At 61.1% G+C, this 24,912-nt stretch carries 23 protein-coding genes and 1 pseudogene; 11 read left to right on the top strand and 13 right to left on the bottom strand.

All coding sequences use genetic code 11. The annotated features are described in order from the left end of the window. Window positions 1-55 precede the first annotated feature (55 nt). From hcp to tssB, 6 genes and pseudogenes are all read right to left on the bottom strand, one after another. The gene (gene hcp / locus ACJ8J5_RS05425) at window positions 56-547 is read right to left on the bottom strand and encodes a type VI secretion system effector Hcp (RefSeq protein ID WP_060447717.1); all 492 of its coding nucleotides are present in this window, start codon (window positions 545-547) and stop codon (window positions 56-58) included. A 4-nt stretch (window positions 548-551) separates the two neighbouring features. Next, a pseudogene (locus tag ACJ8J5_RS05420) lies at window positions 552-2,266 on the bottom strand (OmpA family protein). Further along, on the bottom strand, window positions 2,263-2,952 hold the full coding sequence (gene tssL / locus ACJ8J5_RS05415; RefSeq protein ID WP_173890200.1) for a type VI secretion system protein TssL, short form: 690 nt from the start codon (window positions 2,950-2,952) through the stop codon (window positions 2,263-2,265). Before tssL ends, ACJ8J5_RS05420 begins: the two are co-directional and overlap by 4 nt. After that, entirely contained in the window at window positions 2,949-4,289 is a 1,341-nt protein-coding gene (gene tssK / locus ACJ8J5_RS05410) for a type VI secretion system baseplate subunit TssK (RefSeq protein ID WP_197780369.1), read from the bottom strand. The genes tssL and tssK overlap by 4 nt, the downstream gene beginning before the upstream one ends. Window positions 4,290-4,306: 17 nt before the next feature. Continuing rightward, the gene (tssC, locus tag ACJ8J5_RS05405) at window positions 4,307-5,854 is read right to left on the bottom strand and encodes a type VI secretion system contractile sheath large subunit (protein ID WP_060447721.1); all 1,548 of its coding nucleotides are present in this window, start codon (window positions 5,852-5,854) and stop codon (window positions 4,307-4,309) included. A 31-nt stretch (window positions 5,855-5,885) separates the two neighbouring features. After that, window positions 5,886-6,383 carry a type VI secretion system contractile sheath small subunit gene (tssB, locus tag ACJ8J5_RS05400; protein ID WP_060447722.1) on the bottom strand — a complete coding sequence of 166 codons (498 nt, stop codon included), beginning with the start codon at window positions 6,381-6,383 and terminating at the stop codon, window positions 5,886-5,888. A gap of 847 nt (window positions 6,384-7,230) precedes the next feature. On the opposite strand from tssB, the gene fusA reads away from it, so the two are divergent. Continuing rightward, complete coding sequence (fusA, locus tag ACJ8J5_RS05395; RefSeq protein ID WP_087762777.1) at window positions 7,231-9,336, top strand: elongation factor G; 2,106 nt, start codon at window positions 7,231-7,233, stop codon at window positions 9,334-9,336. Window positions 9,337-9,363: 27 nt separating this feature from the next. Here fusA and ACJ8J5_RS05390 read toward each other — a convergent pair whose 3' ends face one another. Both ACJ8J5_RS05390 and ACJ8J5_RS05385 read right to left on the bottom strand, forming a co-directional pair. Next, a complete protein-coding gene (locus ACJ8J5_RS05390; RefSeq protein ID WP_060433125.1) occupies window positions 9,364-10,332 on the bottom strand; it encodes a DMT family transporter in 969 nt (322 codons plus the stop codon). 98 nt (window positions 10,333-10,430) lie between these two features. Next, complete coding sequence (locus ACJ8J5_RS05385) at window positions 10,431-11,258, bottom strand: AraC family transcriptional regulator (RefSeq protein ID WP_060387784.1); 828 nt, start codon at window positions 11,256-11,258, stop codon at window positions 10,431-10,433. A gap of 196 nt (window positions 11,259-11,454) precedes the next feature. Here ACJ8J5_RS05385 and ACJ8J5_RS05380 point away from each other — a divergent pair, with 196 nt between their 5' ends. Next, window positions 11,455-12,888: an NAD-dependent succinate-semialdehyde dehydrogenase gene (locus ACJ8J5_RS05380; RefSeq protein WP_414104469.1), complete on the top strand. Its 1,434-nt coding sequence runs from the start codon at window positions 11,455-11,457 to the stop codon at window positions 12,886-12,888. A gap of 49 nt (window positions 12,889-12,937) precedes the next feature. On the opposite strand, the gene ACJ8J5_RS05375 is transcribed toward ACJ8J5_RS05380, so the two are convergent. The 3 genes from ACJ8J5_RS05375 to ACJ8J5_RS05365 are packed head-to-tail and all read right to left on the bottom strand — an operon-like array spanning window position 12,938 to window position 15,804. After that, on the bottom strand, window positions 12,938-13,840 hold the full coding sequence (locus ACJ8J5_RS05375) for an alpha/beta hydrolase (RefSeq protein ID WP_148123471.1): 903 nt from the start codon (window positions 13,838-13,840) through the stop codon (window positions 12,938-12,940). Next, window positions 13,830-14,723: an alpha/beta fold hydrolase gene (locus ACJ8J5_RS05370; RefSeq protein ID WP_197810842.1), complete on the bottom strand. Its 894-nt coding sequence runs from the start codon at window positions 14,721-14,723 to the stop codon at window positions 13,830-13,832. Before ACJ8J5_RS05370 ends, ACJ8J5_RS05375 begins: the two co-directional genes overlap by 11 nt. Window positions 14,724-14,748: 25 nt before the next feature. Then, window positions 14,749-15,804, bottom strand: a complete 1,056-nt coding sequence (locus ACJ8J5_RS05365; protein WP_414104468.1) for a sugar phosphate isomerase/epimerase family protein — start codon at window positions 15,802-15,804, stop codon at window positions 14,749-14,751. 140 nt (window positions 15,805-15,944) lie between these two features. Between ACJ8J5_RS05365 and ACJ8J5_RS05360 the strand changes: the two genes are divergently transcribed. Further along, window positions 15,945-16,535, top strand: a complete 591-nt coding sequence (locus ACJ8J5_RS05360) for a TetR/AcrR family transcriptional regulator (RefSeq protein WP_025302929.1) — start codon at window positions 15,945-15,947, stop codon at window positions 16,533-16,535. On the opposite strand, the gene ACJ8J5_RS05355 is transcribed toward ACJ8J5_RS05360, so the two are convergent. Both ACJ8J5_RS05355 and ACJ8J5_RS05350 read right to left on the bottom strand, forming a co-directional pair. Beyond that, a complete protein-coding gene (locus tag ACJ8J5_RS05355) occupies window positions 16,532-16,834 on the bottom strand; it encodes a cupin domain-containing protein (protein WP_043143548.1) in 303 nt (100 codons plus the stop codon). The genes ACJ8J5_RS05360 and ACJ8J5_RS05355 overlap by 4 nt on opposite strands. 77 nt (window positions 16,835-16,911) lie before the next feature. Then, window positions 16,912-17,844, bottom strand: coding sequence for a LysR substrate-binding domain-containing protein (locus tag ACJ8J5_RS05350; protein ID WP_049207516.1), 933 nt, complete (start codon window positions 17,842-17,844; stop codon window positions 16,912-16,914). A 170-nt stretch (window positions 17,845-18,014) separates the two neighbouring features. Here ACJ8J5_RS05350 and ACJ8J5_RS05345 point away from each other — a divergent pair, with 170 nt between their 5' ends. The 8 genes from ACJ8J5_RS05345 to ACJ8J5_RS05310 all read left to right on the top strand — a co-directional run bounded on the left by ACJ8J5_RS05345 (window position 18,015) and on the right by ACJ8J5_RS05310 (window position 24,911). Continuing rightward, window positions 18,015-18,965 carry a branched-chain amino acid ABC transporter permease gene (locus tag ACJ8J5_RS05345; protein ID WP_049205650.1) on the top strand — a complete coding sequence of 317 codons (951 nt, stop codon included), beginning with the start codon at window positions 18,015-18,017 and terminating at the stop codon, window positions 18,963-18,965. 10 nt (window positions 18,966-18,975) lie between these two features. Beyond that, complete coding sequence (locus ACJ8J5_RS05340) at window positions 18,976-20,088, top strand: ABC transporter permease subunit (RefSeq protein WP_025302933.1); 1,113 nt, start codon at window positions 18,976-18,978, stop codon at window positions 20,086-20,088. Next, window positions 20,085-20,855 (top strand): ABC transporter ATP-binding protein, encoded by a 771-nt coding sequence (locus ACJ8J5_RS05335; protein ID WP_033643185.1) that lies wholly within the window; start codon window positions 20,085-20,087, stop codon window positions 20,853-20,855. The genes ACJ8J5_RS05340 and ACJ8J5_RS05335 overlap by 4 nt, the downstream gene beginning before the upstream one ends. Continuing rightward, window positions 20,848-21,561, top strand: a complete 714-nt coding sequence (locus ACJ8J5_RS05330) for an ABC transporter ATP-binding protein (RefSeq protein WP_043143459.1) — start codon at window positions 20,848-20,850, stop codon at window positions 21,559-21,561. Before ACJ8J5_RS05335 ends, ACJ8J5_RS05330 begins: the two co-directional genes overlap by 8 nt. Window positions 21,562-21,637: 76 nt before the next feature. Further along, complete coding sequence (locus ACJ8J5_RS05325; protein WP_376783384.1) at window positions 21,638-22,747, top strand: branched-chain amino acid ABC transporter substrate-binding protein; 1,110 nt, start codon at window positions 21,638-21,640, stop codon at window positions 22,745-22,747. A gap of 18 nt (window positions 22,748-22,765) precedes the next feature. Next, the gene (locus tag ACJ8J5_RS05320; RefSeq protein WP_049205643.1) at window positions 22,766-23,257 is read left to right on the top strand and encodes an L-2-amino-thiazoline-4-carboxylic acid hydrolase; all 492 of its coding nucleotides are present in this window, start codon (window positions 22,766-22,768) and stop codon (window positions 23,255-23,257) included. Beyond that, window positions 23,254-24,480 carry a Zn-dependent hydrolase gene (locus ACJ8J5_RS05315; RefSeq protein ID WP_060447726.1) on the top strand — a complete coding sequence of 409 codons (1,227 nt, stop codon included), beginning with the start codon at window positions 23,254-23,256 and terminating at the stop codon, window positions 24,478-24,480. Before ACJ8J5_RS05320 ends, ACJ8J5_RS05315 begins: the two co-directional genes overlap by 4 nt. An 83-nt stretch (window positions 24,481-24,563) precedes the next feature. Further along, window positions 24,564-24,911, top strand: a complete 348-nt coding sequence (locus ACJ8J5_RS05310) for an ArsR/SmtB family transcription factor (RefSeq protein ID WP_004938187.1) — start codon at window positions 24,564-24,566, stop codon at window positions 24,909-24,911. Window position 24,912: the final 1 nt, after the last annotated feature.

Raw genomic sequence — 24,912 nt, 5'->3', positions numbered from 1 at the left:
TGCCAGGCAGGCGCTCAGCAAAAAAGCGGGCAGAGAGACTCTGCCCGCATCGGGTTTACGCGGTGGCGCGTTCGTTCCAGGAATCGGAATGAATGATGTTGCCGTCTTTGTAGGTCCAGGTGATTTTTTCGTAACGCAGTTCGAGCTGCTCGAGATGGTTGTGTTTCTCGTAGGCAGGATCCTTGATGTCATGCATCACGGGGTTCACTTTCACCACTTTTACGTTTTCCAGTGTGGTGTTGAAGTACTCCACTTCCTGGCCGGCGTCGTTGATCTTGTACCACTTGAATTCCGCAGACTTGAGGGTCTGACCGGTGGTCACCGCTTTGTACAGGTATGGGCTGGAAGCATCGATTTCCTTGGTGAACAGGAATGGCGTGTGAATACGCGTACCGGTCAGTTTGCCGGTGTTGTTGTCGGTCGGGATGTACAGGTTATGCGCCTGCGCCACCACTTCGATGCTGCCTTCGCGATCCTGAACGTCCACAGACCCTTTGATGTCCGCACCGCCGTCGTCTTTCAACCAAAGATAAACAGGAATTGCCATGAAATTACTCTCCATTGTGTTGTGATGCGCCATCATCCTGCGATGGCGTCAGGGGGTATCCGGCATCCGACAGGCGTCGGCCTGCGGCACCAGACTGATTTCGACACGGCGGTTGAGCGCACGCCCTTCCGACGTCTCGTTGGTGGCGATCGGGCGGCCTGCGCCGTAACCCTGGACCGCAAAACAGCTTTCAGACACGTCGCCGGTATCACGCATCCAGTCGCGTACCGCTTCGGCACGCCTCTGGGAGAGCGTCTGATTCTGCTGCGGGTTGCCGGTGTTATCGGTGTGCCCACTAACGACAATCAACCCGCCTGGCTTCGCTTTTATATCGACCAGGGCGTTGATCAGCACTTTGGTGGAGCCGGTCTTCAGCACAGACTGGCCGGAGTCGAACAGCGACAGACTGTCGAGGCGCACAATTTTCGGTGCAAGCTTCGGCTTTGATTGAGGTTCAGGTGGCGGCGATAGCGGTGGCACATACGAACGGATGGCATCCAGCACCGGCATGCGCAGGCGTTCTCCCTGATACAACCCCAGGCCCATCCGAATCGGTGCGCCATTACGTGTCAGGTTATCCAGCTGCGCGGCATCCTCTCGCAAAACGGCGACAGCCTCAGCCTTCGGGCCAGAATCATCCATTGAGAGCCGGTCATAACGGGCGATATCGAAACTCACCCGGTGCAGCAACTGACGATTGTTCCAGCCACTGCTGAGCAGCGCCGCGATGGCCGCCAGCGTGAATAACCTGAGGGCGCAGCGCCAGGCGCGGCCTCGTGGCGTTAATCCTTGCCCTTCAGGCAACAGCGGCAACACAAAATCCGGAAACAGGGGCATCACCGTGCTGTCCGTGCCCACCGGCTGCCAGCCCGCCACCTGCCGCATCGCCGTGTGGTGGGACAACCACGTCGTCCAGGCCGAAGAGGCCAGGCTCCCGACAAGAATGGGCCCCATCCCCCACAGCACCGCGGTGGGAGCCATGGCCGGCACATCGGGATTTTCATCCATAAATACCGCCTTTACGTGCTGATGGAACCAGCTCATCAGGCTGTTCATCAGCACCTGCTGCTGCATCGCAGGCGCCCCGCCGGTGGTGACCCATGTGGCTATCGAACAAGGCGCCGTTGACTCACGCCAAACCCTCACGCCTTCACCCTGCATCGCCGCCTGCCAAAGCCTGTCTCTCATCATCACGCTGCCAATCTGGCCACTCAGCACCAGCGGCACGCAATGGCCGATCGCCTTGCGCAGCCGGCTAATTTGCCAACGCAGGGCCAGCAGGCGGCGGGCCAGCGCTTCGGTGTCAGCCTGCTTTTGGGGACAGACACTGACCATCACCGACAGCTGACGCCCCCACTCCGGGCGTTGCCACAGGAGCCGGCGAGCCACCTGTTCCAGGTCCTGATGATCTTCCACCCGGATCCAGCAGCCCTGCGCGGCAGTCATAACCTGTGACTGCTGTGGCCAGGCCAGCGGCAGATCGCCGCAGATCAGAACCACCGGCCGGCGATATGTGGCTTCCGGGAGGGCGTCCAACGGCAGAGTGGCATTGTCTTCAGAACCACGGCCGGCGATGTACCAGAACACCGCAGTCAGCCCCAAGGCAGCCAGCAGAATAAGCACGGAAACCTGCCGGGACACCGGCAAAAAGCCCAGGCAAACCACCGCGCTCAACAGAGCAGCCCACAACGCCAGCCCGCGCTGTTGTGCAGGCGTCATTTCACGGCTCCCGGCAGCAAGGTCAGCAGCATCTGATCGAGCCAATGATTCAGCCCCCACCACAGGCCGACGACAACGATCACACTCAGTCCAAGGCGTGCAGGCCACGACGCCAGCCAGCCGCCCATGCCTCGTCCTGTACGGCTTTCCGCCAATACGGGATGGGTCTGCGGATAGCTAAAGGGCATGACATGTTCACTCAGGGCGTTGATGAGCGCCTGACGCTCTGGGGCGTTCAGGGAGTGGAAACTCCCCAGGAAGCCGAGCATCATCACCCGCTGGAAGCAGGTGACGACGGCGTTGTCGGGCACCGGCTCACGCAGTACATCACGCATCCGTTCGCACAGCGTGTCACCGGCATCCATGGTGCCCAGGAAGTGCCCCTGTAGAGGAATGTCATACCATTGGAGGCAGGCATCATCCTCTACGCCACGGCCTTTGACCGCTTCATCGAGCAGCGCACACTGCGCGGTCAGGATATGCCGACAGCCGGCCTCATCAAGCCCGCTCGCTTTCAGTTCCCGCTGCACGCGTTCCACATCGACGATGCAACGCTCCCACAGCCTTCTCCCTTCCCCATCCTGAAATGTCGGGCCGTGGCGTAGGCTGATAACCTGCAGCCAGGTATCCTGCAGCAGCGCATCGATATCAATGGACGCGGCGGTACCGCGTTTACGCTCACTCATGTTCTCAGTACCGCAAAGAGTTCAAGTTCAGGCTCGCCGAGCATCCCGGGAACGTAAAACATACAGGTGCCGCTCTGGAGCATTTCCATGGCCAGAGGATGCGCAACATCCAGGCTGAAATACTGGTTTTCCAGGCGCAGCGGAATGGCTGCAGGTACGTGCCGCAAGGACGTCAGAGGGACCCCGATCCGGGAAGAGTTGACAATACCCCTGACGTGATCCGGGCTGCCCACTTTGCACTGGCGCGGGAACTGCTCCTGCAGTTGCGCCACCGGCATCGGGGAGCGCACTGAGAGGTAGTAATCTGCCCCTTCGCGCAAACGTGGGTCATGCAGGCGAGCCTGCCAGAAGTGAAGCCGGGCATCATGCTCAAGTTCAATCGCCACCACCCGCGACGGCAGGCTGGCTTCGAGCAGGTCACCGAGTAAATCAAACAGCGACGGAAACACCGTATTGAGTTGCTCATGCTGCCAGGCAGGAATGGCACTCACCTGATGCTCCAGCGAGAACGTCAGCAAACTGCCGGCCAGCCGGGCCAGCTCCGGATACAGCCGCTCGGGAGGGCTTTGCAAGTTGCGCTGAAACTGCCCCAGCACCGGCTCTGCGCTGTTCAGCGCGTTGAGTAACCAGAAGAGAGAAACGTCGGCTACGGCAAAATCAGCCATGCGTTCGTTACTTTCCCGGCGCATCGCCATCAGGCGGCTCAACCGGGCACGCAGCTGCGTCATCAGTTGCTCCAGTTGGGCGACCAGCCAGCGGCTACCCTGCACCGCCAGCAAAGGGGGAAGAAAGGTTTCGTCCAGCGCCCAGAGCCCCTGCGAATCTTGCCGCAGACGGGCGACCGGGCAGGTCAGGTAATCACTGTTGTTCTGATGAGCAAAACGCAGCGTCAGCGCCGGTTGCATCACTGCGATCTGACGTGTGTCGTCACCAAAGGTATTGCGGATATCTCGCCAGCGCTGGCGATAGCGCACTGGTCGCTCGGCCACTTCCTCGGGTTTCAGGCAGTTGCCGCCGTTCGCCCGCAGCAGCGGCAGTGCCAAGACAACCACCACGTCGTGCGATTCATTTTCAAGCGATAACGCCGGCGGCAGTGAGTCAGCATTGTCGGTATCAATCAGCGTGCCATCCTGAAAACGAACGTGCAGATGACGGGCCTGCAGGCGGCTCAGTTTCAGAATATCCGGTTCGAAAGTGGCATCAATCACCCCCCAGGGGTGGGCCAGGCCCATCTGGGCGATGCATTCCGCAGACCAGGCCGCATAGGCGACCTGTTGCTGAAAGTGCTGGGGAGAAACCATCTGGCCCCTGCCCCATAACGGTTGTTCCGTTTTCATCGGCTTCCTGCTTTACGTTACGATTTCGCTTTCGGCATCTGGGAAACCAACGACAGATTGACGTCCATACCTTCCACCTGGAAATGTGGAACCGCATACAGCTTCACGCGGAAGAAGCCCGGATTGTCTTCGATATCTTCTACCACCACTTTCGCGTCACGCAGCGGGTGAGAGGCCTGCAGCTCGTCGCCCGGATCGGTCATTTCAGTGACCAGGCTACGAACCCAGGTGTTCAGTTCCAGCTCCAGCAGACGGCGATCCTTGGTGGTGCCGATGTTTTCACGCTGAATGAGCTTCAGGTAGTGCGCAATGCGCGACAGCAGGAAGATGTACGGCAGGCGAGAGTTAATACGGCTGTTGGCTGTCGCATCGGCAGTCTCGTACAGTGCCGGCTTCTGTGTGGAGTTAGCGCTGAAGAAGCAGGCATAATCGCGGTTCTTGTAGTAGCTAAGCGGAATGAACCCCAGATTAGCGAACTCAAATTCGCGGGTTTCGGGGATCATCACCTCCGACGGGATTTTTACCTGATTGCCGGTACCGAGATCGTACAGATGAATGGGCAGGTCCTGAACCGCTCCACCGGCCTGCGGGCCACGGATCTGCACGCACCAACCGTTGTTGATGAAGCTGCGTACCATGTTGGCCGCAAATGCAAATGAGGCGTTGCTCCAAAGGTATTTATCGTGCTCCGGGCCTTTCACCTCTTCGACGTAATTGAAGCTACGAACCGGCACGGTGTCCGGGCCATACGGCAGACGGCCCAGCACACGCGGCATCACCAGACCGATATAACGGGCATCATCCGTCTCACGGAAGGACTTCCACTTGATGTACTCGGCACGGTCAAAGTAGTTGCCGATATCTTTGATGGCCGCCACCTCCTCCATCGACGCCTTGAGGAAGAATTTCGGGCCGGCAGAGCCGATAAACGGCATATGCGCCGCCGCAGACACTTTCGAAATATTGCGCAACAGGGCAACGTCCTGCGCAGACGCATCGAACTCATAGGCGGAGATCAGCGCGGCAATCGGCTCTCCTCCTGGGGTGTCGTACTCGGCCGTGTACGTATGCTGGTATAACCCGCTCTGAATAATTTCCGGCGCGTCTTCAAAATCCTGACGCAGGTCGTCTTTCGACAGATCCAGCAATTCGATTTTGACGTTCTGGCGGAAATCGGTTTTATCCACCAACGACTTCAACCCGCACCACAGGCTCTCTACTGCCTGGAAATCCTCATGATGCATGACGGCATCCAGTTGGCGGCTAATCTGGTGGTCCAATTCGGCGATATGGTGGTCAATCAGGGTCTTATCCAGCTTTTCAATTTTCGAACCTGATTTCGTCAAGCACTCCAGAAACACCTGCATCCCGGCCGTTAAACGCTCATCAGCCGTCGCATCCGACATCGCCTGCGTATCCTGCCAGATCTCCAACGCACTGAGTTCAGACACTGGGTTCAGATTGATTTTTTCAAACAGGGATACGTAAACCCCATCCGCTGAAGGGCGTTCCAGGATGACGCTTTCGCCACCCGCCGTATTTTCATTTTGTACAGACATGAGCATTCCTCGGTAATCCGTTATCACTTTTTGATGGTTAAGGCCGTTTCGGCGCCAGGGCTGACAGTTCGCTGCGCAGTTCTGCGCTTAGCGCCGGATCCAGAAGAATTTTTTCCAGCTCCTTGCGGAAAGCCTGGTTATCCAACAGATTGGCCTTTAAATCACGAAGCAAATTACGCATGGAGAGCATGGCTTTAAGCTGGGGAATTTGTCGGGCGACCTGTTCCGGCGTGAAATCGTTCATTTCACGGAAAGTCAGGCTGACGTTTTCTTCACTGCCGTCGCCAGCCAGCGTGTTTTCAACGGCGAGGTTTACGGCAGGAGCGAATTCTGCCAACACACTGTCAAAATTGTTTTTGTTAACGTTGATCTTGGCACGCTCGGACACCGTACGCTGTTCGGCACCGTTGCTGTAATCCCCCACGACCATCAGTTTAAGGGGCAATTCAACCTTCTTTTGAGCGCCACCGGTGTGCAGATCGAGTTTGATATTGACGCGAGCCTTGGGGATCTCGGACTGGTAGGAATTAGACATGGCTGTCCCTGTTCTATGAATTAATAGATACGGTCAATACCAGTGAAAAACAAATAAGAAAGGCTAATATTGCCATAACAACACCCCGAGCCACGTTATCCGACGTGAATTAAACTTCCGGAGTAAAAAGCAAGCGCATTCCATTCACTAGCGATATGACACGATATTTTCGGGAGATTTTCTGAAATGAAGAAATTCAGATAAACACCGATGAGCAGGGAGTGTAGAAACATTAGTTAAGCGAGTAAAAACAAAAATTTGTAACAAAAAATTACATCAAACACACTTAACAACAAAAGATCATCACTATGATTTATAAGATTTTTCCTGCAACTCCTCTTTCAGGCCTTGTGGAGCAAGGCGGCTAGGAAGTTGATCAATTCAACATGGGAATTAAAAGATGGGTTAAATACTATCAATCGCGTGAGCCAACTGGTTTTTTATTTTTATCAAAAATGAGCGTTCGGCCATCACTAATACCTATGAAAAATTGATGTCCACCCACGTCGTCACTTTCTTTATTATTCACTTAAATGATATTTACTTGATATCGTAAATTTAATTTATATATTTGACTTTTTTAGCCTGAATACACGCGATGGATTTTGTATTTCCGCGACAAAGGTAGCTGCCGTATGATCATTATCGCCCTTTCCTCTACCCGAGCCGTTATGCGCGCAAACTTTCATCTATCACAGCCATCGCTTAAAAAAACTAACGCCTTCAACTACGATTAGTTTGTGACCAGAGCGAGGCTCTGCAATCCGGCGGATAACCCTATGAGGATTATCATCATTATCCATGCTGTTTAAGCCGCTCTCCTTCATGCGGCTAAGAAAGGTTAATTATGGCTCGCACCACCCCTATCGAACGTTACCGCAATATCGGCATCTCCGCGCATATCGATGCCGGCAAGACCACCACCACCGAGCGGATTCTGTTTTACACCGGGGTCAGCCACAAGCTGGGTGAAGTGCATGACGGCGCGGCGACCATGGACTGGATGGCGCAGGAACAGGAGCGCGGCATCACCATCACCTCGGCGGCCACCACCTGCTTCTGGAACGGCATGCAGCATAATTATCCGCAGCACCGCATCAATATCATCGACACCCCCGGGCACGTCGATTTCACCATTGAAGTGGAGCGTTCGATGCGCGTGCTGGACGGCGCCGTGATGGTCTATGACTCGGTGGGCGGCGTGCAGCCGCAGTCGGAAACCGTCTGGCGCCAGGCCAACAAGTACAAAGTGCCGCGGCTGGCGTTCGTCAACAAGATGGACCGCATCGGCGCGGATTTTTTCCGCGTGCGCAAAATGATGATCGAGCGCCTGAAAGCCAACCCGGTGCCTATCGTTATCCCTATCGGCGCCGAAGATCACTTCAGCGGCGTGGTGGATCTGGTGCGGATGAAAGCCATTCTGTGGGACGAGGCCTCGCAGGGCATGAACTTCAGCTTCGAAGAGATCCCGGCAGAGCTGCGCGACTCGGCACAGGAGTGGCGTGAAAACATGATTGAGGCCGCCGCCGAAGCGTCGGAAGAACTGATGGAGAAATACCTCAACCAGGTGCCGCTGAGCGAAGAGGAGATCGTTCACGGGCTGCGGGTGCGCACCGTCGCCGGCGAAATCCAGCCGATGCTGTGCGGCTCTGCGTTCCGCAACAAAGGGGTGCAGCGCATGCTGGATGCGGTAATTGAACTGATGCCCTCGCCGCTCGACGTGCCGCCGATGGAGGGCCACGGTGAACACGATGAAATCATCACCCGCAAAGCCGACGATAATGAAAAATTCTCGGCGCTGGCGTTCAAGCTGATGACCGACCCGTTCGTCGGCCAGCTGACTTTCGTGCGCGTCTACTCCGGGGTGCTGGCCAAAGGCAGCAGCGTTTACAACCCGATCAAGGGTAAAAAGGAACGCATCGGCCGCATCGTGCAGATGCACGCCAACGATCGTAAGGACATCGACGAACTGCACGCCGGTGATATCGCCGCCTGCGTTGGCCTGAAGGACGTCACCACCGGCGATACGCTGTGCGACCCTGGCGCCATCATCACGCTGGAACGCATGACCTTCCCCGAGCCGGTGATCGCCCAGGCGATCGAGCCAAAGACCAAGGGCGACCAGGAGAAAATGGGCATCGCGCTGCAGCGTCTCTCTTCGGAAGATCCGTCGTTCCGCGTGCGCACCGATGAAGAATCCGGCCAGACCATTATCTACGGCATGGGCGAGCTGCACCTGGAGATCATCGTCGATCGCATGCGCCGCGAGTTCGGGGTGGAGACTACCACCGGCAAGCCGCAGGTGTCGTACCGCGAAACCATCCGCAAACGGGTAACCGACGTGGAAGGCAAGTTCGTGCGCCAGTCCGGCGGTAAAGGGCAATACGGCCACGTGGTACTGACCGTCGAACCCAACGAACCCGGCAAAGGCTTCGAATTCTTCGATGAGATCAAGGGTGGCGTCATTCCGGGCGAATTTATCCCGGCGGTGAAAAAAGGCGTGCTCGAGGCGCTGAACAACGGGGTGCTGGCCGGTTATCAGGTGGTGGACGTCAAGGTGCACCTGACCTTCGGTTCTTACCATGATGTCGACTCGTCGGAACAGGCGTTCCGCATGGCGGCGATCTTCGGCTTCAAAGAAGCCTGCCGCCTGGCGGATCCGGTGATCCTTGAGCCGATCATGTCGGTAGAAGTGGAAACGCCGGAGGATTATGCCGGCAACGTGATGGGCGACCTCTCCTCACGCCGCGGTCTGGTACAGGGTATGGAAGAGATCCCGGGCGGCGGCGGCAAGGAAATTCGCGCCAAGGTGCCGCTGTCCGAGATGTTCGGTTACTCGACCACCCTGCGTTCGATGTCGCAGGGCCGCGCCACCTACACCATGGAATTTAGCCACTACGCCGAAGCGCCGCGCAACGTGGCCGAAGAGATCATTCACCACAGCAAGCGTTAACCCTCGCGCCCGCCTTCGCGGCGGGCGTCACCTCGGCTTGTCCTCCAACGCCACCACCACCGGCTGCGGCTTGATACGCATGGCGTACACCACGCCGACGATCAGGCAAACGATGCCGGCCAATGTCAGCAGCGGCGGCCAGGCCTGGCGCAGCAGAAAGGTATAGGCCAACCCCGCCAGAATTTCGAACACGATAAGCGGCCCCACCAACACCGTCGGCAGCCGCTGGCTGGCTTCGTTCCAGCACAGCGCCCCCAGCCAGGAGCAGAACACGCCGATAACCAGCATCAGTGGGATAAATACCTCGGGGCGCGGGCCGAACGGCAAGGCAAACGCCGGTTCGCTCAGCGCCAATTGGCCGCAGACCGCCAGATAGCCCAGCAGCGCCAGCGGCAGCGTCACCAGCCCCTGCGCCGTGGCCCAGGTGGCCGGCCGCTGCGTCGGGTTCTCCCGCAGCCAACGCGAATTGCGCAGCGGGAACCAGGTCCAGCACGCCACCGCCAACACCGCCAGCCCAAGGCCGCTGAGATAGCGCCAGCCGTCGATCGGCACCGCATTGCTGCGCAGTTCGGCGATGTTTACGCACGCTAACCCGCAGACGATCAGCAGCAGCGCCGGCGCCAGCTTGCTCCAGGCCAGCCGCCCGTCGTGCCTGCCGTAAAACAGATTGGCGCAGATGGCGATCACCACCGGCAAGGTGCCGATGATCATGGTCGATACCGGTGCGCCGGTACGCTGAATGGCGCTGGCCAGGCACAGGTAGTACAGCAGATTGCCGATGGCCGTCAGTTTGAGCGCTTCCAGCCAATCCTGGCGCCGCAGCTTGCGCAGGCGGCGGCGATCGAACCACGCCAGCGGCAAGGTGATCAGCCCGAAGGCCAGATAGCGCCCGGTGGACTGCAGCGCGGCGGGATAATCCGGCACCAGCAGCGGGCCGACGAAAATCAGTCCCCACATCAGCCCGGCGGCCAGGGCAAACACAACGCCAATGAACATAACGACTCCGACAAACGGCCGGCGCGGCCAACCCGCCCGACAAGACAGCGGCAGAGTAACGAAAACGCGGGGAGGAATTATTGTAGCAGGTTGCTGTTTTAGCCCAATTTCACCTGTTTCTGGAAACGCACTGGCGTGACGCCGTAACGATTGGCGAAGGCGCGCGTCAGGTGCGCCTGATCGGTCAGCCCCGCCGCCGCCGCCACCTGTGCGGCGGGCATGCCGCGCTCCAGCATGCGTTTGGCCTGCGACAGCCGGATCGCCATCAGCATCTGCTGCGGCGAAACGTGGTATTCGGCCTTGAACTTGCGCAGAAAATGGTACGGGCTGAGCGACACCAGCTCGGCCAGCTGATTGAGGGTCACCGCCTCGGCGAAGTTGTCGTGCAGGTAGCTTTTCACCACCTCAAAACGGTGCGCCGCCTCGGCTTTTTCCCGCTGCCCGGTGCGAATGTGCGGGTGCAACAGCTCGACCGCCTCCAACAGCAGGCCGTCCAGCGTGAGCGGATCGTCGGTTTGCCACAGCGTGGCGAGAATGGCGGACAGGCGCTGCGCCGCCCGCGGATCGTGGCGCACCGCATCGGTGAACCACTGGCTCCTATCGCCGGACAGCTGCTCCAGCGCCTCGGGCGCCAGATAGAGCATGCGGTAACACCAGCCGCCCGGCGTTTCGGCTTCGCCGGTATGCAGCTCGTCGGGGTTCATCAGCACCAGCGCGCCCGGCGCCGCCAGATGCTGCGCGCCGCGATAGCGGAAACGCTCCGCCCCGGTGTCTACGGTGCCGATAGCGAAGGCGTCGTGGGTATGCGGCTCGAAGGCATAGCGTTCGATATGCGCCTGATAAAGTTCGACGCCCGGCAGATGCGACAAATGCCGGAACTGCGCGCAATCCTTCTCGAACGGAAACTGTTGTGGTACCCCTTGCACCCGACCTCCTCGTCCGTGCTGACAATCTGCTCAGCATAGCCAAAACATCGCCGGTTGAGTAGCCGCCCTGGCGTTTTCGTGCCCCTCGCCTGGACGATCGCCGCCATTCGGCGTAGGGTTAAGGTCCCTGTCCCTTTCAGGCGCGCCGCATCGCGAAGCTCATCGGCCCCTGACACTCCGCAAACAAGAGGCAACAATGTATCCGGATACTCAACTGTATATCGATGGACAATGGCGCAGCGCACTGGCCGGAAAAACCCTGCCGGTCACCAACCCCGCCACCGACGAGATAATCGGTCAAGTGGCGCACGCCGCCACAGAGGATCTCGATCTGGCGCTGGCCGCCACCGAGCGCGGATTTAACGTCTGGCGCGACACCGCCGCGCACCAGCGCGCCAACCTGATGCGCAAAGCGGCGGCGCTGCTGCGCGAACGCGCTAACGCCATCGCCGCCGTCATGACGCAGGAACAGGGCAAACCGGTGGCGCAGGCCAAAGTCGAAATTCTCAACGCCGCCGACGTCATCGACTGGTTCGCCGGCGAAGCCACCCGCACCTACGGGCAGATCATTCCGTCCCGCGCCCGCGACGTGCAGCAGCAAACCCTCAAGCTGCCGGTCGGCCCGGTGGCCGCCTTCACGCCGTGGAACTTCCCGATCAACCAGATCGTGCGCAAGCTGTCCGCCGCGCTGGCGGCGGGGTGTTCCATCATCGTCAAAGGCCCGGAAGAAACGCCGGCCTCGCCGGCTGAGCTGATCAAAGCCTTCGCCGACGCCGGGATCCCGGCCGGGGTGATCGCGCTGGTGTACGGCACCCCGGCGGACATTTCGGAATATCTGATCCCCCATCCGACCATTCGCAAGATCTCCTTCACCGGCTCCACTCGCGTGGGCAAGCATTTGGCGGCGCTAGCCGGCCAGCATATGAAAAAGGCCACCATGGAGCTGGGCGGCCACGCGCCGGTGCTGATCTTCGACGATGCCGATCTCGACGCGGCGGCCAAAGAGCTGGCGCAGTCCAAGTTCCGCAACGCCGGCCAGGTCTGTATCGCCCCGACCCGCTTCCTGATCCAGCAAGGCGTTTATGAGGCCTTCGTGGAGAAATTCACCGCCGCGGTGCGTGAGCTCAAGCTTGGCAACGGGCTGGAAGACGGCGTGACAATGGGGCCGATGGTGCTGGGCCGCAGCGTCGACAATATCGAGGCGTTGGTGCAGGACGCTATCGCCCACGGAGCCAAGGCCAGCACCGGCGGCAAGCGCGTGGCGGGCAAAGGCAACTTCTTCGAGCCGACGGTGCTGCGCGACGTGCCGCTGAGCGCGCGCGCCATGTCGGAAGAGCCGTTTGGCCCGGTCGCCCTGCTGCGCCCGTTCGCTACCTATGACGAGGCGATCGCCGAAGCCAACCGCCTGCCGTACGGGCTGGCCGCCTACGCTTACAGCCGCAACATCGCCACCGTCAATGCGCTGGGGCGTGACGTGGAGAGCGGCATGCTGAGCATCAACCACATCGGTTTCGGCCTGCCGGAAACGCCGTTTGGCGGCGTGAAAGACTCCGGCCACGGCACCGAAGGCGGCAGCGAAGCGATCGAATCCTACCTGGAAACGCGCTTTGTCACCGTCGCCGGCCGATAATCGCCCGGCGGATGAATAGCCAGAAGCCCCGCAATGCGGGGCTTTTTTTTTACTCACCGGCCAGTTCGAACAGCTGCCGCGCCGCCGGGGTCAGCCCCAGCATGTGAATACAGGCATGCACCATGCCCGGCAACCGTTCGCAGCGCACCGGCACGCCCGCCTCGCGTAGCCGCTGCGCATACTGCTCGGCCTCATCGCGCAGCGGATCGTATTCGCAGCTCAGGATGGTGGCCGGCGGTAACCCGCGCAGCGTGGCGGCATACAACGGTTCCGCGCCGGGATCACGCCGCTGGCCCAGATACTGCTGCCAACAAAACCCCATCGCGTCGCGCGTCAGAAAGTGCCCCTCGGCAAACTCGCGATAGCTCGTCGTCGCCATCTCGCGGCTGAGCGCCGGGTACAGCAGCAGCTGGCGCTCGATGTGCGGGCCGCCGCGATCCCGCGCCAACAGCGCGACCGCCGCCGCCAGATTACCCCCGGCGCTGTCGCCGCCCACCGCCAGGCGCTGCGCGTCGATCCCCAACTGCGACGCCCGTTGCGCCACCCAGCAGAGCGCCTGATAGACATCTTCCAGCGGCTGTGGAAACGGGTATTCCGGCGCCAGACGATAGTCAACCGACAGGATCACCCGGCCGGTGGCGTTAGCCAACGCCTGACAGGGCCGATCGTACAACGCCAGTGAGCCGAGGCACCAGCCGCCGCCGTGGGCGAACAGCATCGCCGGCTGCGCGGTCGTGCCGTTTTCCCCCGCCGGTAGATAGGCGCGCAGTGCAATCCGGTGTCCATCGGCGGCGACCACCGTATGGTCCCTGACGCCGCCGCTCGGTTCCGCCTCGCCCTGCAGCTGGCGTAAACCGGTTTCCGTGGCCGCGCGCATTGCCGCCAGCGAAGCGGGCGGTGGCACGTCGGCCGATGCCGTCAAAAAGGCGGCGATGCGTTCATCAAGCGGCATACGGCTCTCCCGCCAGGAATGACGTAATCAGTGCAATAAATTCCTCATGACACTCCTCGGTGATGAAATGGCCGCAGCCGGCGACGGTTTCGCCCCGCAGATCGTGCGCATTGCCCTGTAGCGTCGTCAGCGGCGCGTCGCCGGTGGCGTGCTCCGCTCCCACCGTCAACACCGGCATCGTCAAGGGCGTAGCGGCGCGCAGCCGGTTCTGCCGCACGGTCTCCGGGATCGCCCGGTAATAGTCGAATCCGGCGCGCAGGCCGCCCGGTGCCGAATAGGCGGCGATATACACCTGCGCCGCCACCCGATCGCGCCGATAGGACCAGCGGTTGAAGATATAGCCAAGATACTCCCGTTCGCGCCCCTGGGTCAGGGTCTCCGGCAAATCCGCCAGCTGGTTGAACATGAAATGCCACAGGAAGATGTTCTCCTCCGGCGCAACGAAAATCGGCGGCGGCGGCGCCAGCCCGGGGATCACGGCCTCCGTCAGCACCAGACGCTCCACCGCCTGCGGGAAATCGCTCGCCATGGCGTAACCGATCCACATGCCGATGTCGTGGCCAACCAGTTGGTAACGTTCATGGCCCAGTTGCGCCATCATTGTGTGCAGCGCCGCACCGACGCTGCCGGTGTCGTAGCCGCCAGCGGGCTTGTCAGAATCGCCGATGCCCGGCGGATCGACGGCGATCGCCTGAAAACCGGCCGCCGCCAGCGCTTGCATCACATGGCGCCAGGTGTACCAGGTTTGCGGCCAGCCGGGGATCAGCAGCACCGGCCGCCCTTCACCGGCCACCACGCAGTGAAGGCGCCGGCCGTTGACCTGGAGATAGACGTGTTCCGCCGCGAGATCCGCCAACGGGACCTCGTTCTGTCGATATTGCATGGGGTGACTCCCTGAAAAGTTGGGCTCAGCGAATGCCGAGCAAGGCGTTGATCTGCTGCGGGCTGACCGGCGCACCGGCGAAGTCATCGAACACTTTGTCGGTGACGCGGATAATGCGATCGCGAATGAAGGCTGCGCCTTCGCGCGCGCCGTCCTGCGGGTTTTTCAGGCAACATTCCCACTCCAATGCCGCCCAGCCCGAATAGCCGTACTGCGTCAGGCGCGAAAAGATGCCGTTGAAATCAACCTGGCCGTCGCCCAGCGAGCGGAAGCGGCCGGCGCGATCGACCCAGGATTGATAGCCGCCGTAAATGCCCTGGCGACCGGTCGGATTAAACTCGGCGTCCTTGACGTGGAACATGCCGATAACCTCTTTATAGATATCGATAAACTCCAGATAGTTGAGCTGCTGCAGCACCATATGGCTCGGATCGAACAGCACCCGGCAGCGCGGATGATGGCCGACGCGCTCAAGAAACATCTCGAACGTCACGCCGTCGTGCAGATCCTCACTCGGGTGAATTTCATAACACAGGTTGATGCCCTGCTCGTCGCAGGCGTTAAGCACCGGCAGCCAGCGTTTGGCGAGTTCGTCGAACGCGGTGTCGATCAATCCTTCCGGGCGCTGTGGGAACGGGAACAGATAGGGCCAGGCCAGCGAACCGGAAAAGGTGCCCAGCTCGCTGAGCCCGAGCCGCGCCGACGCCTTCACCGCCAGCAGCATTTGCTGCCGCGCCCACTCGCCGCGCGCCTGCGGATTGCTCTGCAGCGCCGGCGGCGCGAAGCTGTCAAACAGCGCATCGTAAGCCGGGTGTACCGCCATCAACTGGCCGAAGATATGACTGGTCAATTCACTGACCACCAACCCCTGCTCCGCCAACATCCCGGTCAGATCGTCGCAGTATGTTTGGCTTTCCGCGGCAGTGGCCACGTCGAATAAACGCCGATCCCAGGCCGGGATCTGCAAGGCGGTAAAACCGGTTTGCGCCGCCCACTCGGCGATGGCCGGCAGGCTGTTGAACGGCGCTGTCTCATCGCTGAACTGCGCGAGATGTAGGCTTGGACCTTTGAGGGTTTTCATCGTAAACTCCTATTAGTTGTCAATTGACAAACAATAGAGGCAAGGCGCGATGACCGCAAGCGAAATTTATAAAGACATTGGTATTCCCGCCGATTTAAGCGATCCTATGTCGCTGAATGGCAGGTAAATTGGAGCAGAGAATGGCTGGCAGACCGCGTGAGTTCGACCGCGAACAGGCGCTCTTGAAGGCGCGAAACTTATTTTGGCGGCAAGGTTACGAAGGCACCTCGATGTCGGATCTGGTGGCGGAATTGGGCATTGCTTCCGCGCGCATCTACAAGGCGTTCGGCTCCAAAGAGCAGCTGTTCCGCGAGGCAATCGCCAGTTACGAAACCGAGGAAGGCGGCTTCGCCGATCGCGCCTTCGCGCAGGAAAGCGGCATTCGCCCGGCGATCCAACGTATGCTGGAAGATGCCGTGCGCCTCTACAGCCGGCCAGATCTGCCGCAGGGCTGCATGGTGGTCTCCGCCGCCGCCAGCGTCAGTGCGGAAAACGATGGGCTCAAAACCTGGCTGGCAGAGCATCGGTTGCAGCGTACGCAGCAGATCATCGAACGGCTGCGGCAGGCGGTGCAAACCGGCGAATTGCCGGCCGATACCGACGCCGACAGCCTGGGTGACTATTTCGCCGTCTTCCTGCACGGCCTGTCGATTCAGGCACGTGACGGCGTCACTGAAGAGCGGCTATTGGCAGCGGTAAAGGTGGCGCTGGCGGTCCTGGGCGCCGCTTAATCCTCCGGCAGATCGACAATCACCAGCGTGCCTTCGCTGCCCGGCAACACGCGATGCGGCACGCCGGCCGCGGCCTGATACAGCTGGCCGGCGCGCACCACCACCACTTCCCCCGCCACCTGCAGCCGCAGGTGGCCGCTGATCACCAGCAATCCTTCGCTGTAATCATGCACTTCATCCGCAATGCTGCGCGCGTCCATGCGCAGCACTTTGATATTGGCCGCACCGACGCGGCCCAGCACGGCAGAACGCCAGGCCTCGGGCAGTTCGGCCGCCTGCTGGTTTAAATCGAACAGCATCGTCATACCTTATCGCGACACAGGAACCCGCACTCTACTGCAAGCCGCCAGGTGCTGAAAGACGCGTTGGTTGTAGATTATGCCCCGACGTTCTGAGCCGCCGCCTCACGCCGCAGCCATTGCCGCAGATTTTCGCCTTCCTGCGACAGCTCGCTATCCAGTCGAGCGCACAGGTAATAATCGCGGCCGTCGTCGATCGGCAGATCGAACATTTTGATCAACTCACCGCTCTCAAGGTACTGGGCGATTAACGGTTCACGCATCAACGCGCACCCTAGCCCCGCCTGCACCGCCGCCAGTGTCAACAATCCGTCTTCAAACATCGGCCCGATGCTGCGCAGCGGGCGTTTAACGCCGGCCTGCTGAAACCATTGCATCCAGGTATTGCGCTCCTCGTCGTGCAGCAGCGGCAGCGTCGCCAGCTGATCCGGCGTATCCAGCAAACCGTGCAGTTTACTGAATGCCCGGCTGCACACCGGCACCATTTGGCCAGACATCAGCTTTTCGCTGCGATAGCCGGTCCACTGCCCAACCCCGAAGCGAATCGACAGATCGGCGGCGTCGCTCAGGTAATTGCGGTGGTTGGCGTAAACCACATTGATGTCGATATCCGGATTTTCGCGCAAAAAGCCACGCAGCCGCGGAATGAACCAGCCCATGCCGAACAGCGGGATCAGGCTGATGGTGACCTGCCGCGATGCGGACTGCTCGCGCACGTGTTCGGTCGCCTGGCGCAGCACGTTGAACGCCGAGCGAATCGAACGGTAATACTCCCGCCCCTCGCTGCGCAGCACCAGGTTACGCCCCTGCCGTTCGGTCAACGGCATCTGCAAAAATGCCTCCAGCGTTTTGAGTTGATGACTGACCGCCGAAGGCGAAATCATCAGCTCGTTAGCCGCCGCGCTGATGCCACCCAGGCGCGCGATGGCTTCGAACGCCCGCACGGCGCGCAGCGGCGGATCGTTCGGCAGCATCGGCAATGGCTCATCGTACTGTTCTGTTTTTTTCATATATTGACTGTTTTTGGGAAATCGACACTGAAGGGATGGGTTCAATATACATAAAAATCAACGTATTAAAATCACTCGTTTTTTGTATAAGAAAGTATTTTTCCGTATTTTACAATTTTTTTAAATTCTCTACTGTGAGCCTCCTGACTCATTATCTCCGGACTCTCCTTATGGATACGCTGGTACAGCAAACCGTCAACGGTTTGATGCTCGGCAGCATCTATGCGCTGATCGCGCTCGGTTACACCATGGTGTACGGCATCCTGCGCATCATCAATTTCGCGCACGGCGACGTGCTGATGGTCGGTGCGCTGAGCGCGTTGTCGGCGATCGGCGTGTTGCAACACCACTTTCCCGCGTTATCACCGTACGCCACGCTGCTGCTGGCGGCCCTGTTCGCCATGGCGGTCTGCGCCATTACCTCGATGGCGATCGAGCGTCTCGCCTACCGCCGGTTGCGCACTGCGCCGCGCCTGGCTCCGCTGATCAGCGGCATCGGCGTCTCGCTGCTGCTGCAAACCCTGGCGATGCTGATCTGGTCACGCAATCCCCTGATGTTTCCGCAGCTGCTGCCAATGACCCCCATCGCCCTGACTGCAGGCAGCGGCGGGCATGCGCCGGCGGTGATCACCGGCACGGCGATCGTCACGCTGGTGGTGGCCGTGGCGGTCATGGCCGGCCTCTGGCTGCTGGTCGAACACAGCCGTTTCGGCCGCGCCATGCGCGCCACGGCGGAAAACCCGCAGGTCGCCGGCCTGATGGGCATCAGTCCTGACCGCATCATCGTTCTGACCTTTGCGCTCGGCGGCGCGCTGGCGGCGGTGGCCGGCATCATGATGGCCAGCAACTACGGCAACGCCGGTTTCTCGATGGGCTTTCTGCCGGGCATCAAGGCGTTTACCGCCGCCGTGCTCGGCGGCATCGGCAACCTGCGCGGCGCGATGCTCGGCGGATTGCTGCTGGGCCTGTTCGAATCGCTGGGCACCGGCTATCTCGGCGAGCTGACCGGCGGCGTGTTCGGCAGCAACTACCAGGACGTGTTCGCGTTTCTGGTGCTGATCGCCGTGCTGGTCTTCCGCCCCTCCGGGCTCTTGGGCGAACGTATCGCGACGCGCGCATAAGGACATCACCATGACCGTTTTGACTCCCCCCGTTCCTCTGGCCACGCCGCGTCGCGCCAGGCTGGGGCTGACGCTGTTCATTCTCGCGCTGCTGCTGGCGCCCTGGGTGGCGGGCGCCGCCGGCGGCAACTACTGGGTGCGGGTCGTCGACTTCGCCCTGCTGTACCTGATGCTGGCGCTCGGGCTGAACATCGTAGTGGGCATGACCGGGTTGCTGGACATGGGCTTTATCGCCTTTTACGCCGTCGGCGCCTATTTGGCCGCGCTGCTGTCATCACCGCATCTGACGCAGCAATTCCCGCTGCTGCTGCAGTGGTTCCCCGACGGGCTGCACCTGTCGATGCTGTGGCTGATCCCGCTGGCGGCGCTGCTGGCGGCGGCGTGCGGCATCCTGCTTGGCGCGCCGACGCTGCGGCTGCGCGGCGACTATCTGGCGATCGTCACGCTCGGTTTCGGCGAGATCGTGCGCATTCTGATGCGTAACCTCGATCGCCCGGTCAACCTCACCAACGGCCCTAAAGGCATTTCCGGCATCGACCCGGTCAGCCTGTTCGGCCTGAAGTTCTCCGGCATGCATGAGTGGTTCGGCGTGCGTTTCTCCGGGCTGTATCTCTATTACTACCTGTTCGCCGCGCTGCTGCTGGCGATCCTGTTTATCAGCCTGCGGCTGCAAAACTCGCGCATTGGCCGCGCATGGACAGCGATCCGCGAAGACGAGGACGCCGCGCGGGCGATGGGCATCAATACCCGCAACTTCAAGCTGCTGGCCTTCGCCATCGGCGCCACCTTTGGCGGTGTGGCCGGCGCGTTGTTTGCCGCGTTTCAGGGCTTCGTGTCGCCGGAATCGTTCACTCTGCAGGAATCGATCGCCGTACTGGCGATGGTGGTGCTCGGCGGCATGGGGCACATCCCCGGCGTGATCCTGGGCGCGCTGCTGCTGGCCGCCCTGCCGGAGCTGCTGCGCAGCAGCATGGGGCCGCTGCAGCAGGCGCTGTTCGGCCAGGTGCTGATCGACCCGGAAATCATTCGCCAACTGTTTTACGGCCTGGCGCTGATCCTGGTGATGCTGTATCGCCCGGCGGGCCTGTGGCCGGCTCGCCATGCTGGGAGGACCGCCGCATGACACCGCTGCTCGCTTTACACCATATCAGCAAACGCTTCGGCGGCCTGACGGCGGTGGATGACGTCAGCATGAGCATCCGCCAGGGGGAAATCTACGGCCTGATCGGGCCGAACGGCGCCGGTAAGACCACCTGCTTCAACCTGATCACCGGCCTGTATCGCGCCGACGCGGGCGAGTTCCGCCTGGCGGGCCAGCGCTATAAACCCCAGGCGATCGACAAAGTGGCGCAGGCCGGCATTGCCCGCACCTTCCAAAACCTGCGGTTGTTCAATGAAATGAGCGTGCTGGAAAACGTGATGGTCGGCTGCCACGTGCGCACCCGCAACGGCCTGTGGGCGGCGATCGCCCGGCACCGTCGCGCCAGGGAGGAGGAACAGGCGGTGCGCGATAAATCTCATGCGCTGCTGGAGTACGTCGGCATCAGCCAATTCGCTCATTACCGCGCCGGCGATCTCGCCTACGGCCATCAGCGGCGGCTGGAGATTGCCCGCGCGCTGGCGACCGAGCCCCGGTTGCTGGCGCTGGACGAACCGGCGGCCGGCATGAACGCCGGAGAAAAAGTGGCGCTGCGCGAACTGCTGCTGCGCATCCGCGACAGCGGCAAAACGCTGCTGCTGATTGAACATGACGTCAAGCTGGTGATGGGTCTGTGCGATCGGCTGACGGTGCTGGATTACGGTAAAGCGATCGCCGAAGGCGAACCGGCGCAGGTGCGGCGCGAACCGGCGGTCATTCAGGCCTATCTGGGAGGTGGCGCGCATGTCTGAAGCCCTGCTGAGCGTTAAACGACTCAAAGTGTCTTATGGCGGCATTCATGCGGTCAAAGGCATCGATTTCACGGTGAACGCCGGCGAACAGGTGACGCTGATCGGCGCCAATGGCGCGGGCAAAACCTCCAGCCTGCGGGCGCTGACCGGCCTGCAGCCGTTTGAGGGCGACATCCTGTTCGACGGCCGTTCGATTCGCGGCATGCCGCCGCACCGCTTGCTGCAACAGGGGCTGGTGATGGTGCCGGAGGGACGCGGCATTTTCACCCGCCTGACGGTGCGAGAAAACCTGCAGCTGGGCGCCTATGCGCGGCGTGACGCATCGGCGGTGCGGCAAGATTTCGAACGCGTGTGCGCCACCTTCCCACGGCTGAGCGAGCGCCTGCATCAACCGGCCGGGCTGCTTTCCGGCGGTGAACAACAGATGGTGGCGATGGGCCGCGCGCTGCTCAGCCGCCCGCGGCTGCTGATATTGGACGAACCGTCGATGGGGCTGGCGCCGATTGTGGTGGAGGCCATTTTCTCGGTCATCAAGCAGTTAGCCCGTGACGGTGTCACGCTGCTGTTGGTCGAGCAAAACGCCCGCCTGGCGCTGGCGTCCACCGATCGCGCCTACGTATTGGACAGCGGCAGCCTGAGCCACAGCGGCCGCTCCGCCGACATGCTGGACGATGAAAAAATCAAACAGATCTATTTGGGTGAATAACCGTTGTTACCTTTAACCGCACCAGGAGTATGACATGCAGCAGAACATTCGCATCAAGCCGTTGGCGCTGGCCGCCATGACAATGATCCTGAGCCTCCCGGCGCTGGCGGACGACACCGTGCTGATCGGCCTGGCCGGGCCGCTGACCGGCCCTTCCGCGCGCATCGGCAAAGATCTCGAAAACGGCGCACGGCTGGCGATCGCCGACGCTAACGCACAGAAACCGACGCTGAACGGCAAACCGGTCACCTTCAAATTACTGTCCGAGGACGATCAGTCCGACCCGCGCACCGCCGTGGCCGTGGCGCAGCGCTTGGTCGACGAAGGCGTCGCCGGCGTGGTCGGCCACTGGAACACCGGCACCAGCATCCCGGCGGCGCGCATCTACCACGACGCCGGCATCGCTCAGGTGGCGCCGGTGGCGACCGGTCACGGCTACACGCAGCAAGGCTTTGACACCAGCTTCCGCGTGATGGGCCACGACGACGACGGCGGCAACTACGCCGGGCAATATGCGGTGAAAACGCTGAAAGCCAAGCGTATCGCGGTAATCGACGATCGCACCGCTTTCGGCCAGGGGCTGGCGGACGAGTTTATCAAATCGCTGCAGGCCCAGGGCGTGCAGCCGGTCACCCGCGAGTATGTGGATGACAAGACCGTCGATTTCAGCGCCGTGCTGACCACTGTGCGCAGTAAAAACGCCGATCTGATTTTCTTCGGCGGCGTGGATTCTCAAGCGGCGCCGTTGGCGCGCAAGCTGAAACAGCTGGGCATGAACGCGCAGCTGATGGGCGCCGGCGGCTTTGTCAGCCAAACCTTCCTGACGTTGGCGCAGCGGGAAGGCGAAGGCGTCGTCGCGCTGGAGCCGGGGCTGCCGCTGGAGCAGATGCCGGGCGGCAAGGCGTTTGAGCAAGCCTACCGCGATCGTTATCACACCCACATCGAACTGCATGCGCCCTTCGCCTACGATGCCACCCGGGTGCTGATCGCCGCCATCGAACAAGCCGGCTCGGCCAATCCGGCCGATTACCTGCCGAAACTGCGCGCCATACATTACCAGGGCGTGACCGGCGCCATTGCCTTCGATGCGCAGGGCAACCTGCAACAGCCGAGCTTCACCCTGTACCGGGTGGTCGACGGCAAATGGCAGCCGCAAACCGTGTTGGGCGGCGACAAAACACAATAAATCAAGAGGAGCAAGGCGATGAGCTGTGCAAATAACGAATTGGGCATTTTGGCCCGCAGAAAGATTGAGGCGGAAATCATCAAACCGATCTACCAGATCCTGGTGCGTGAAATCGGCAAGACGCGCGCTCAGGCAGTGATCGGCGAAGCCATCGAGAATGCCGCCATCGAGGCGGGCAAACAGTTCGCCGCCCAGGAACCGAACGGCGCGGATCTGCGCAGCTTCGCCGCCTTGCAGTACCTGTGGGAAAAAGACGATGCGCTGCGCGTCGAGGTGATCAACCAGGATGCGCAGCACTTCGACTATAACGTCACCCGCTGCCGCTACGCCGAGATGTATCACGAGATGGGGCTGGGGGAGATCGGCCACCTGCTCTCCTGCGCCCGCGACAGCCAGTTCATCGTCGGCTATGCCCCAGAGGTTGACCTGCAGCGCAGCCAAACCATCATGTCCGGCGCCCCCTGCTGCGATTTTCGCTACACCGCCAAAACGTCGGGAGAAGAACAATGACGTATCGAGTCAACGGCGAGCGCCTGTGGCAAAGCCTGCAGACGATGGCGCAGTTCGGCGCCATCGCCAATAACGGCGTCACCCGGCTGGCGCTGAGTGAAGAAGATCGGCAAGCGCGCGATCAGCTGCGCGCCTGGGCGCTGGAGGCGGGTTGCAGCGTACGCGTCGACAAAATGGGCAACATGTTCCTGCGGCGTGAAGGCGCTCGCCCCGAGCTGGCGCCGGTCGTCACCGGCTCTCACGGTGATTCGCAGCCCCGCGGCGGCCGTTTCGACGGCATCTACGGCGTGCTGGCCGGATTAGAGGTTATTCGTACCCTTAACGATCGGCAGATCGTCACCGAACGCCCGATTGAAGTGATCAACTGGACCAACGAAGAAGGCGCGCGCTTCGCGCCGGCGATGATCGCCTCGGGCGTGTTCGCCGGGGTATTCGACCTGGAATACGGCCTGACGCGCCGCGACGAGCACGGCGTCAGCCTTGGCGACGCACTGGAACGCATTGGTTACGCCGGCGAGCACCCGGTGGGCGGCACGCCGATCCACGCCGCCTTCGAACTGCACATCGAACAGGGGCCGATTCTGGAAGCGGAACATCTCGACATCGGCGTGGTGACCGCCGCACAAGGGCAGCGCTGGTATGAGCTGGAGGTCGTCGGCTTCAGCGCCCATGCCGGCACCACGCCAATGGATCGGCGCCGCGATGCCCTGCTGGGCTTTACGGCGCTGGTCACGGCGGTCAACCGCATCGGTTGGGATTTTGCGCCCGATGCGCGCGCCACGGTGGGCATGGCGCAAATTACCCCCAATTCACGCAACGTGGTGCCGGGACGCGTCTTTTTCAGCGTCGAATTCCGCCATCCGCAAGAGTCTACCCTGGAGCAGATGGAGCAGCGTCTGCTGACGGCGGTAAACCACGTCAACGGCGACGGTCTGACCGCCCGCGCCGACCGCATCTTCCAGTATCCCCCGATCGCTTTTGATCGGGGCTGCATCGACAGCGTACGCCACGCCGCGCAAGCATTGGGCTATCGCCATCGCGACATGATTTCCGGCGCCGGCCACGATGCCTGTTACCTTAACCGCGTCGCCCCGACCGCCATGATTTTCATTCCCTGCGTGGACGGCATCAGCCACAACGAGCGGGAAGATATCACCCCCGCCTGGGCCGCCGCAGGCGCCGACGTGTTGCTCAACGCCCTGCTGGCGCACACCTGCGCCTGATCCTCGCCCCGGTTTCTCGCCGGGGCAAAAAAATATTCAACAAAACGGTTGAATATTAGCCCCCCTGTTCTATATTCAACCATATGGTTGAATTATCTTCCTCACAGCTGGACGCCATTTTTCATGCGCTGGCCGACCCGACCCGCCGTTCGATGTTACGCGCGCTGGCCGGCGGTGAGCGCAGCATCGGCGAACTGGCCGCGCCGTTGCAGATGTCGTTCGCCGGCGCCTCCAAGCACGTGAAAGCACTGGAACATGCGGGCCTGGTGCAACGCACCGTGCAAGGAAGAAACCATATCTGCCGGCTCGAACCCGAGCCTATGGCGCAGGCCATGCACTGGCTGCAAACCTATGAACATTTCTGGACTGAACGGCTGGATGCGCTCGAACAGGCGCTGCTACAGCCCGAACAGCTTCCTCCCAAGGAGTGAA

Origin of the sequence: Serratia sp. CY43202 (assembly GCF_052168755.1) — a bacterium.
Lineage (GTDB): Bacteria > Pseudomonadota > Gammaproteobacteria > Enterobacterales > Enterobacteriaceae > Serratia > Serratia bockelmannii.
Note: the sequence above shows the minus strand (reverse complement) of the source record. Positions and strands in the feature narration are given on the sequence as shown.

What these genes read in the sequence shown, in the direction of transcription:
- ACJ8J5_RS05355 (WP_043143548.1), bottom strand. Translation starts at nt 16,834, where the DNA reads ATGCTGTTCGATTTAAACCAGCAGGCGGCCGAACTGCCCGAGGCCTGG.
- tssK (WP_197780369.1), bottom strand. Translation starts at nt 4,289, where the DNA reads ATGAAAACGGAACAACCGTTATGGGGCAGGGGCCAGATGGTTTCTCCC.
- ACJ8J5_RS05320 (WP_049205643.1), top strand. Translation starts at nt 22,766, where the DNA reads ATGAGCTGTGCAAATAACGAATTGGGCATTTTGGCCCGCAGAAAGATT.
- tssL (WP_173890200.1), bottom strand. Translation starts at nt 2,952, where the DNA reads ATGAGTGAGCGTAAACGCGGTACCGCCGCGTCCATTGATATCGATGCG.
- ACJ8J5_RS05335 (WP_033643185.1), top strand. Translation starts at nt 20,085, where the DNA reads ATGACACCGCTGCTCGCTTTACACCATATCAGCAAACGCTTCGGCGGC.
- ACJ8J5_RS05325 (WP_376783384.1), top strand. Translation starts at nt 21,638, where the DNA reads ATGACAATGATCCTGAGCCTCCCGGCGCTGGCGGACGACACCGTGCTG.
- ACJ8J5_RS05340 (WP_025302933.1), top strand. Translation starts at nt 18,976, where the DNA reads ATGACCGTTTTGACTCCCCCCGTTCCTCTGGCCACGCCGCGTCGCGCC.
- ACJ8J5_RS05310 (WP_004938187.1), top strand. Translation starts at nt 24,564, where the DNA reads ATGGTTGAATTATCTTCCTCACAGCTGGACGCCATTTTTCATGCGCTG.
- ACJ8J5_RS05380 (WP_414104469.1), top strand. Translation starts at nt 11,455, where the DNA reads ATGTATCCGGATACTCAACTGTATATCGATGGACAATGGCGCAGCGCA.
- ACJ8J5_RS05375 (WP_148123471.1), bottom strand. Translation starts at nt 13,840, where the DNA reads ATGCCGCTTGATGAACGCATCGCCGCCTTTTTGACGGCATCGGCCGAC.
- ACJ8J5_RS05360 (WP_025302929.1), top strand. Translation starts at nt 15,945, where the DNA reads ATGGCTGGCAGACCGCGTGAGTTCGACCGCGAACAGGCGCTCTTGAAG.
- hcp (WP_060447717.1), bottom strand. Translation starts at nt 547, where the DNA reads ATGGCAATTCCTGTTTATCTTTGGTTGAAAGACGACGGCGGTGCGGAC.
- tssC (WP_060447721.1), bottom strand. Translation starts at nt 5,854, where the DNA reads ATGCTCATGTCTGTACAAAATGAAAATACGGCGGGTGGCGAAAGCGTC.
- fusA (WP_087762777.1), top strand. Translation starts at nt 7,231, where the DNA reads ATGGCTCGCACCACCCCTATCGAACGTTACCGCAATATCGGCATCTCC.
- ACJ8J5_RS05345 (WP_049205650.1), top strand. Translation starts at nt 18,015, where the DNA reads ATGGATACGCTGGTACAGCAAACCGTCAACGGTTTGATGCTCGGCAGC.
- tssB (WP_060447722.1), bottom strand. Translation starts at nt 6,383, where the DNA reads ATGTCTAATTCCTACCAGTCCGAGATCCCCAAGGCTCGCGTCAATATC.
- ACJ8J5_RS05390 (WP_060433125.1), bottom strand. Translation starts at nt 10,332, where the DNA reads ATGTTCATTGGCGTTGTGTTTGCCCTGGCCGCCGGGCTGATGTGGGGA.
- ACJ8J5_RS05350 (WP_049207516.1), bottom strand. Translation starts at nt 17,844, where the DNA reads ATGAAAAAAACAGAACAGTACGATGAGCCATTGCCGATGCTGCCGAAC.
- ACJ8J5_RS05330 (WP_043143459.1), top strand. Translation starts at nt 20,848, where the DNA reads ATGTCTGAAGCCCTGCTGAGCGTTAAACGACTCAAAGTGTCTTATGGC.
- ACJ8J5_RS05365 (WP_414104468.1), bottom strand. Translation starts at nt 15,804, where the DNA reads ATGAAAACCCTCAAAGGTCCAAGCCTACATCTCGCGCAGTTCAGCGAT.
- ACJ8J5_RS05315 (WP_060447726.1), top strand. Translation starts at nt 23,254, where the DNA reads ATGACGTATCGAGTCAACGGCGAGCGCCTGTGGCAAAGCCTGCAGACG.
- ACJ8J5_RS05370 (WP_197810842.1), bottom strand. Translation starts at nt 14,723, where the DNA reads ATGCAATATCGACAGAACGAGGTCCCGTTGGCGGATCTCGCGGCGGAA.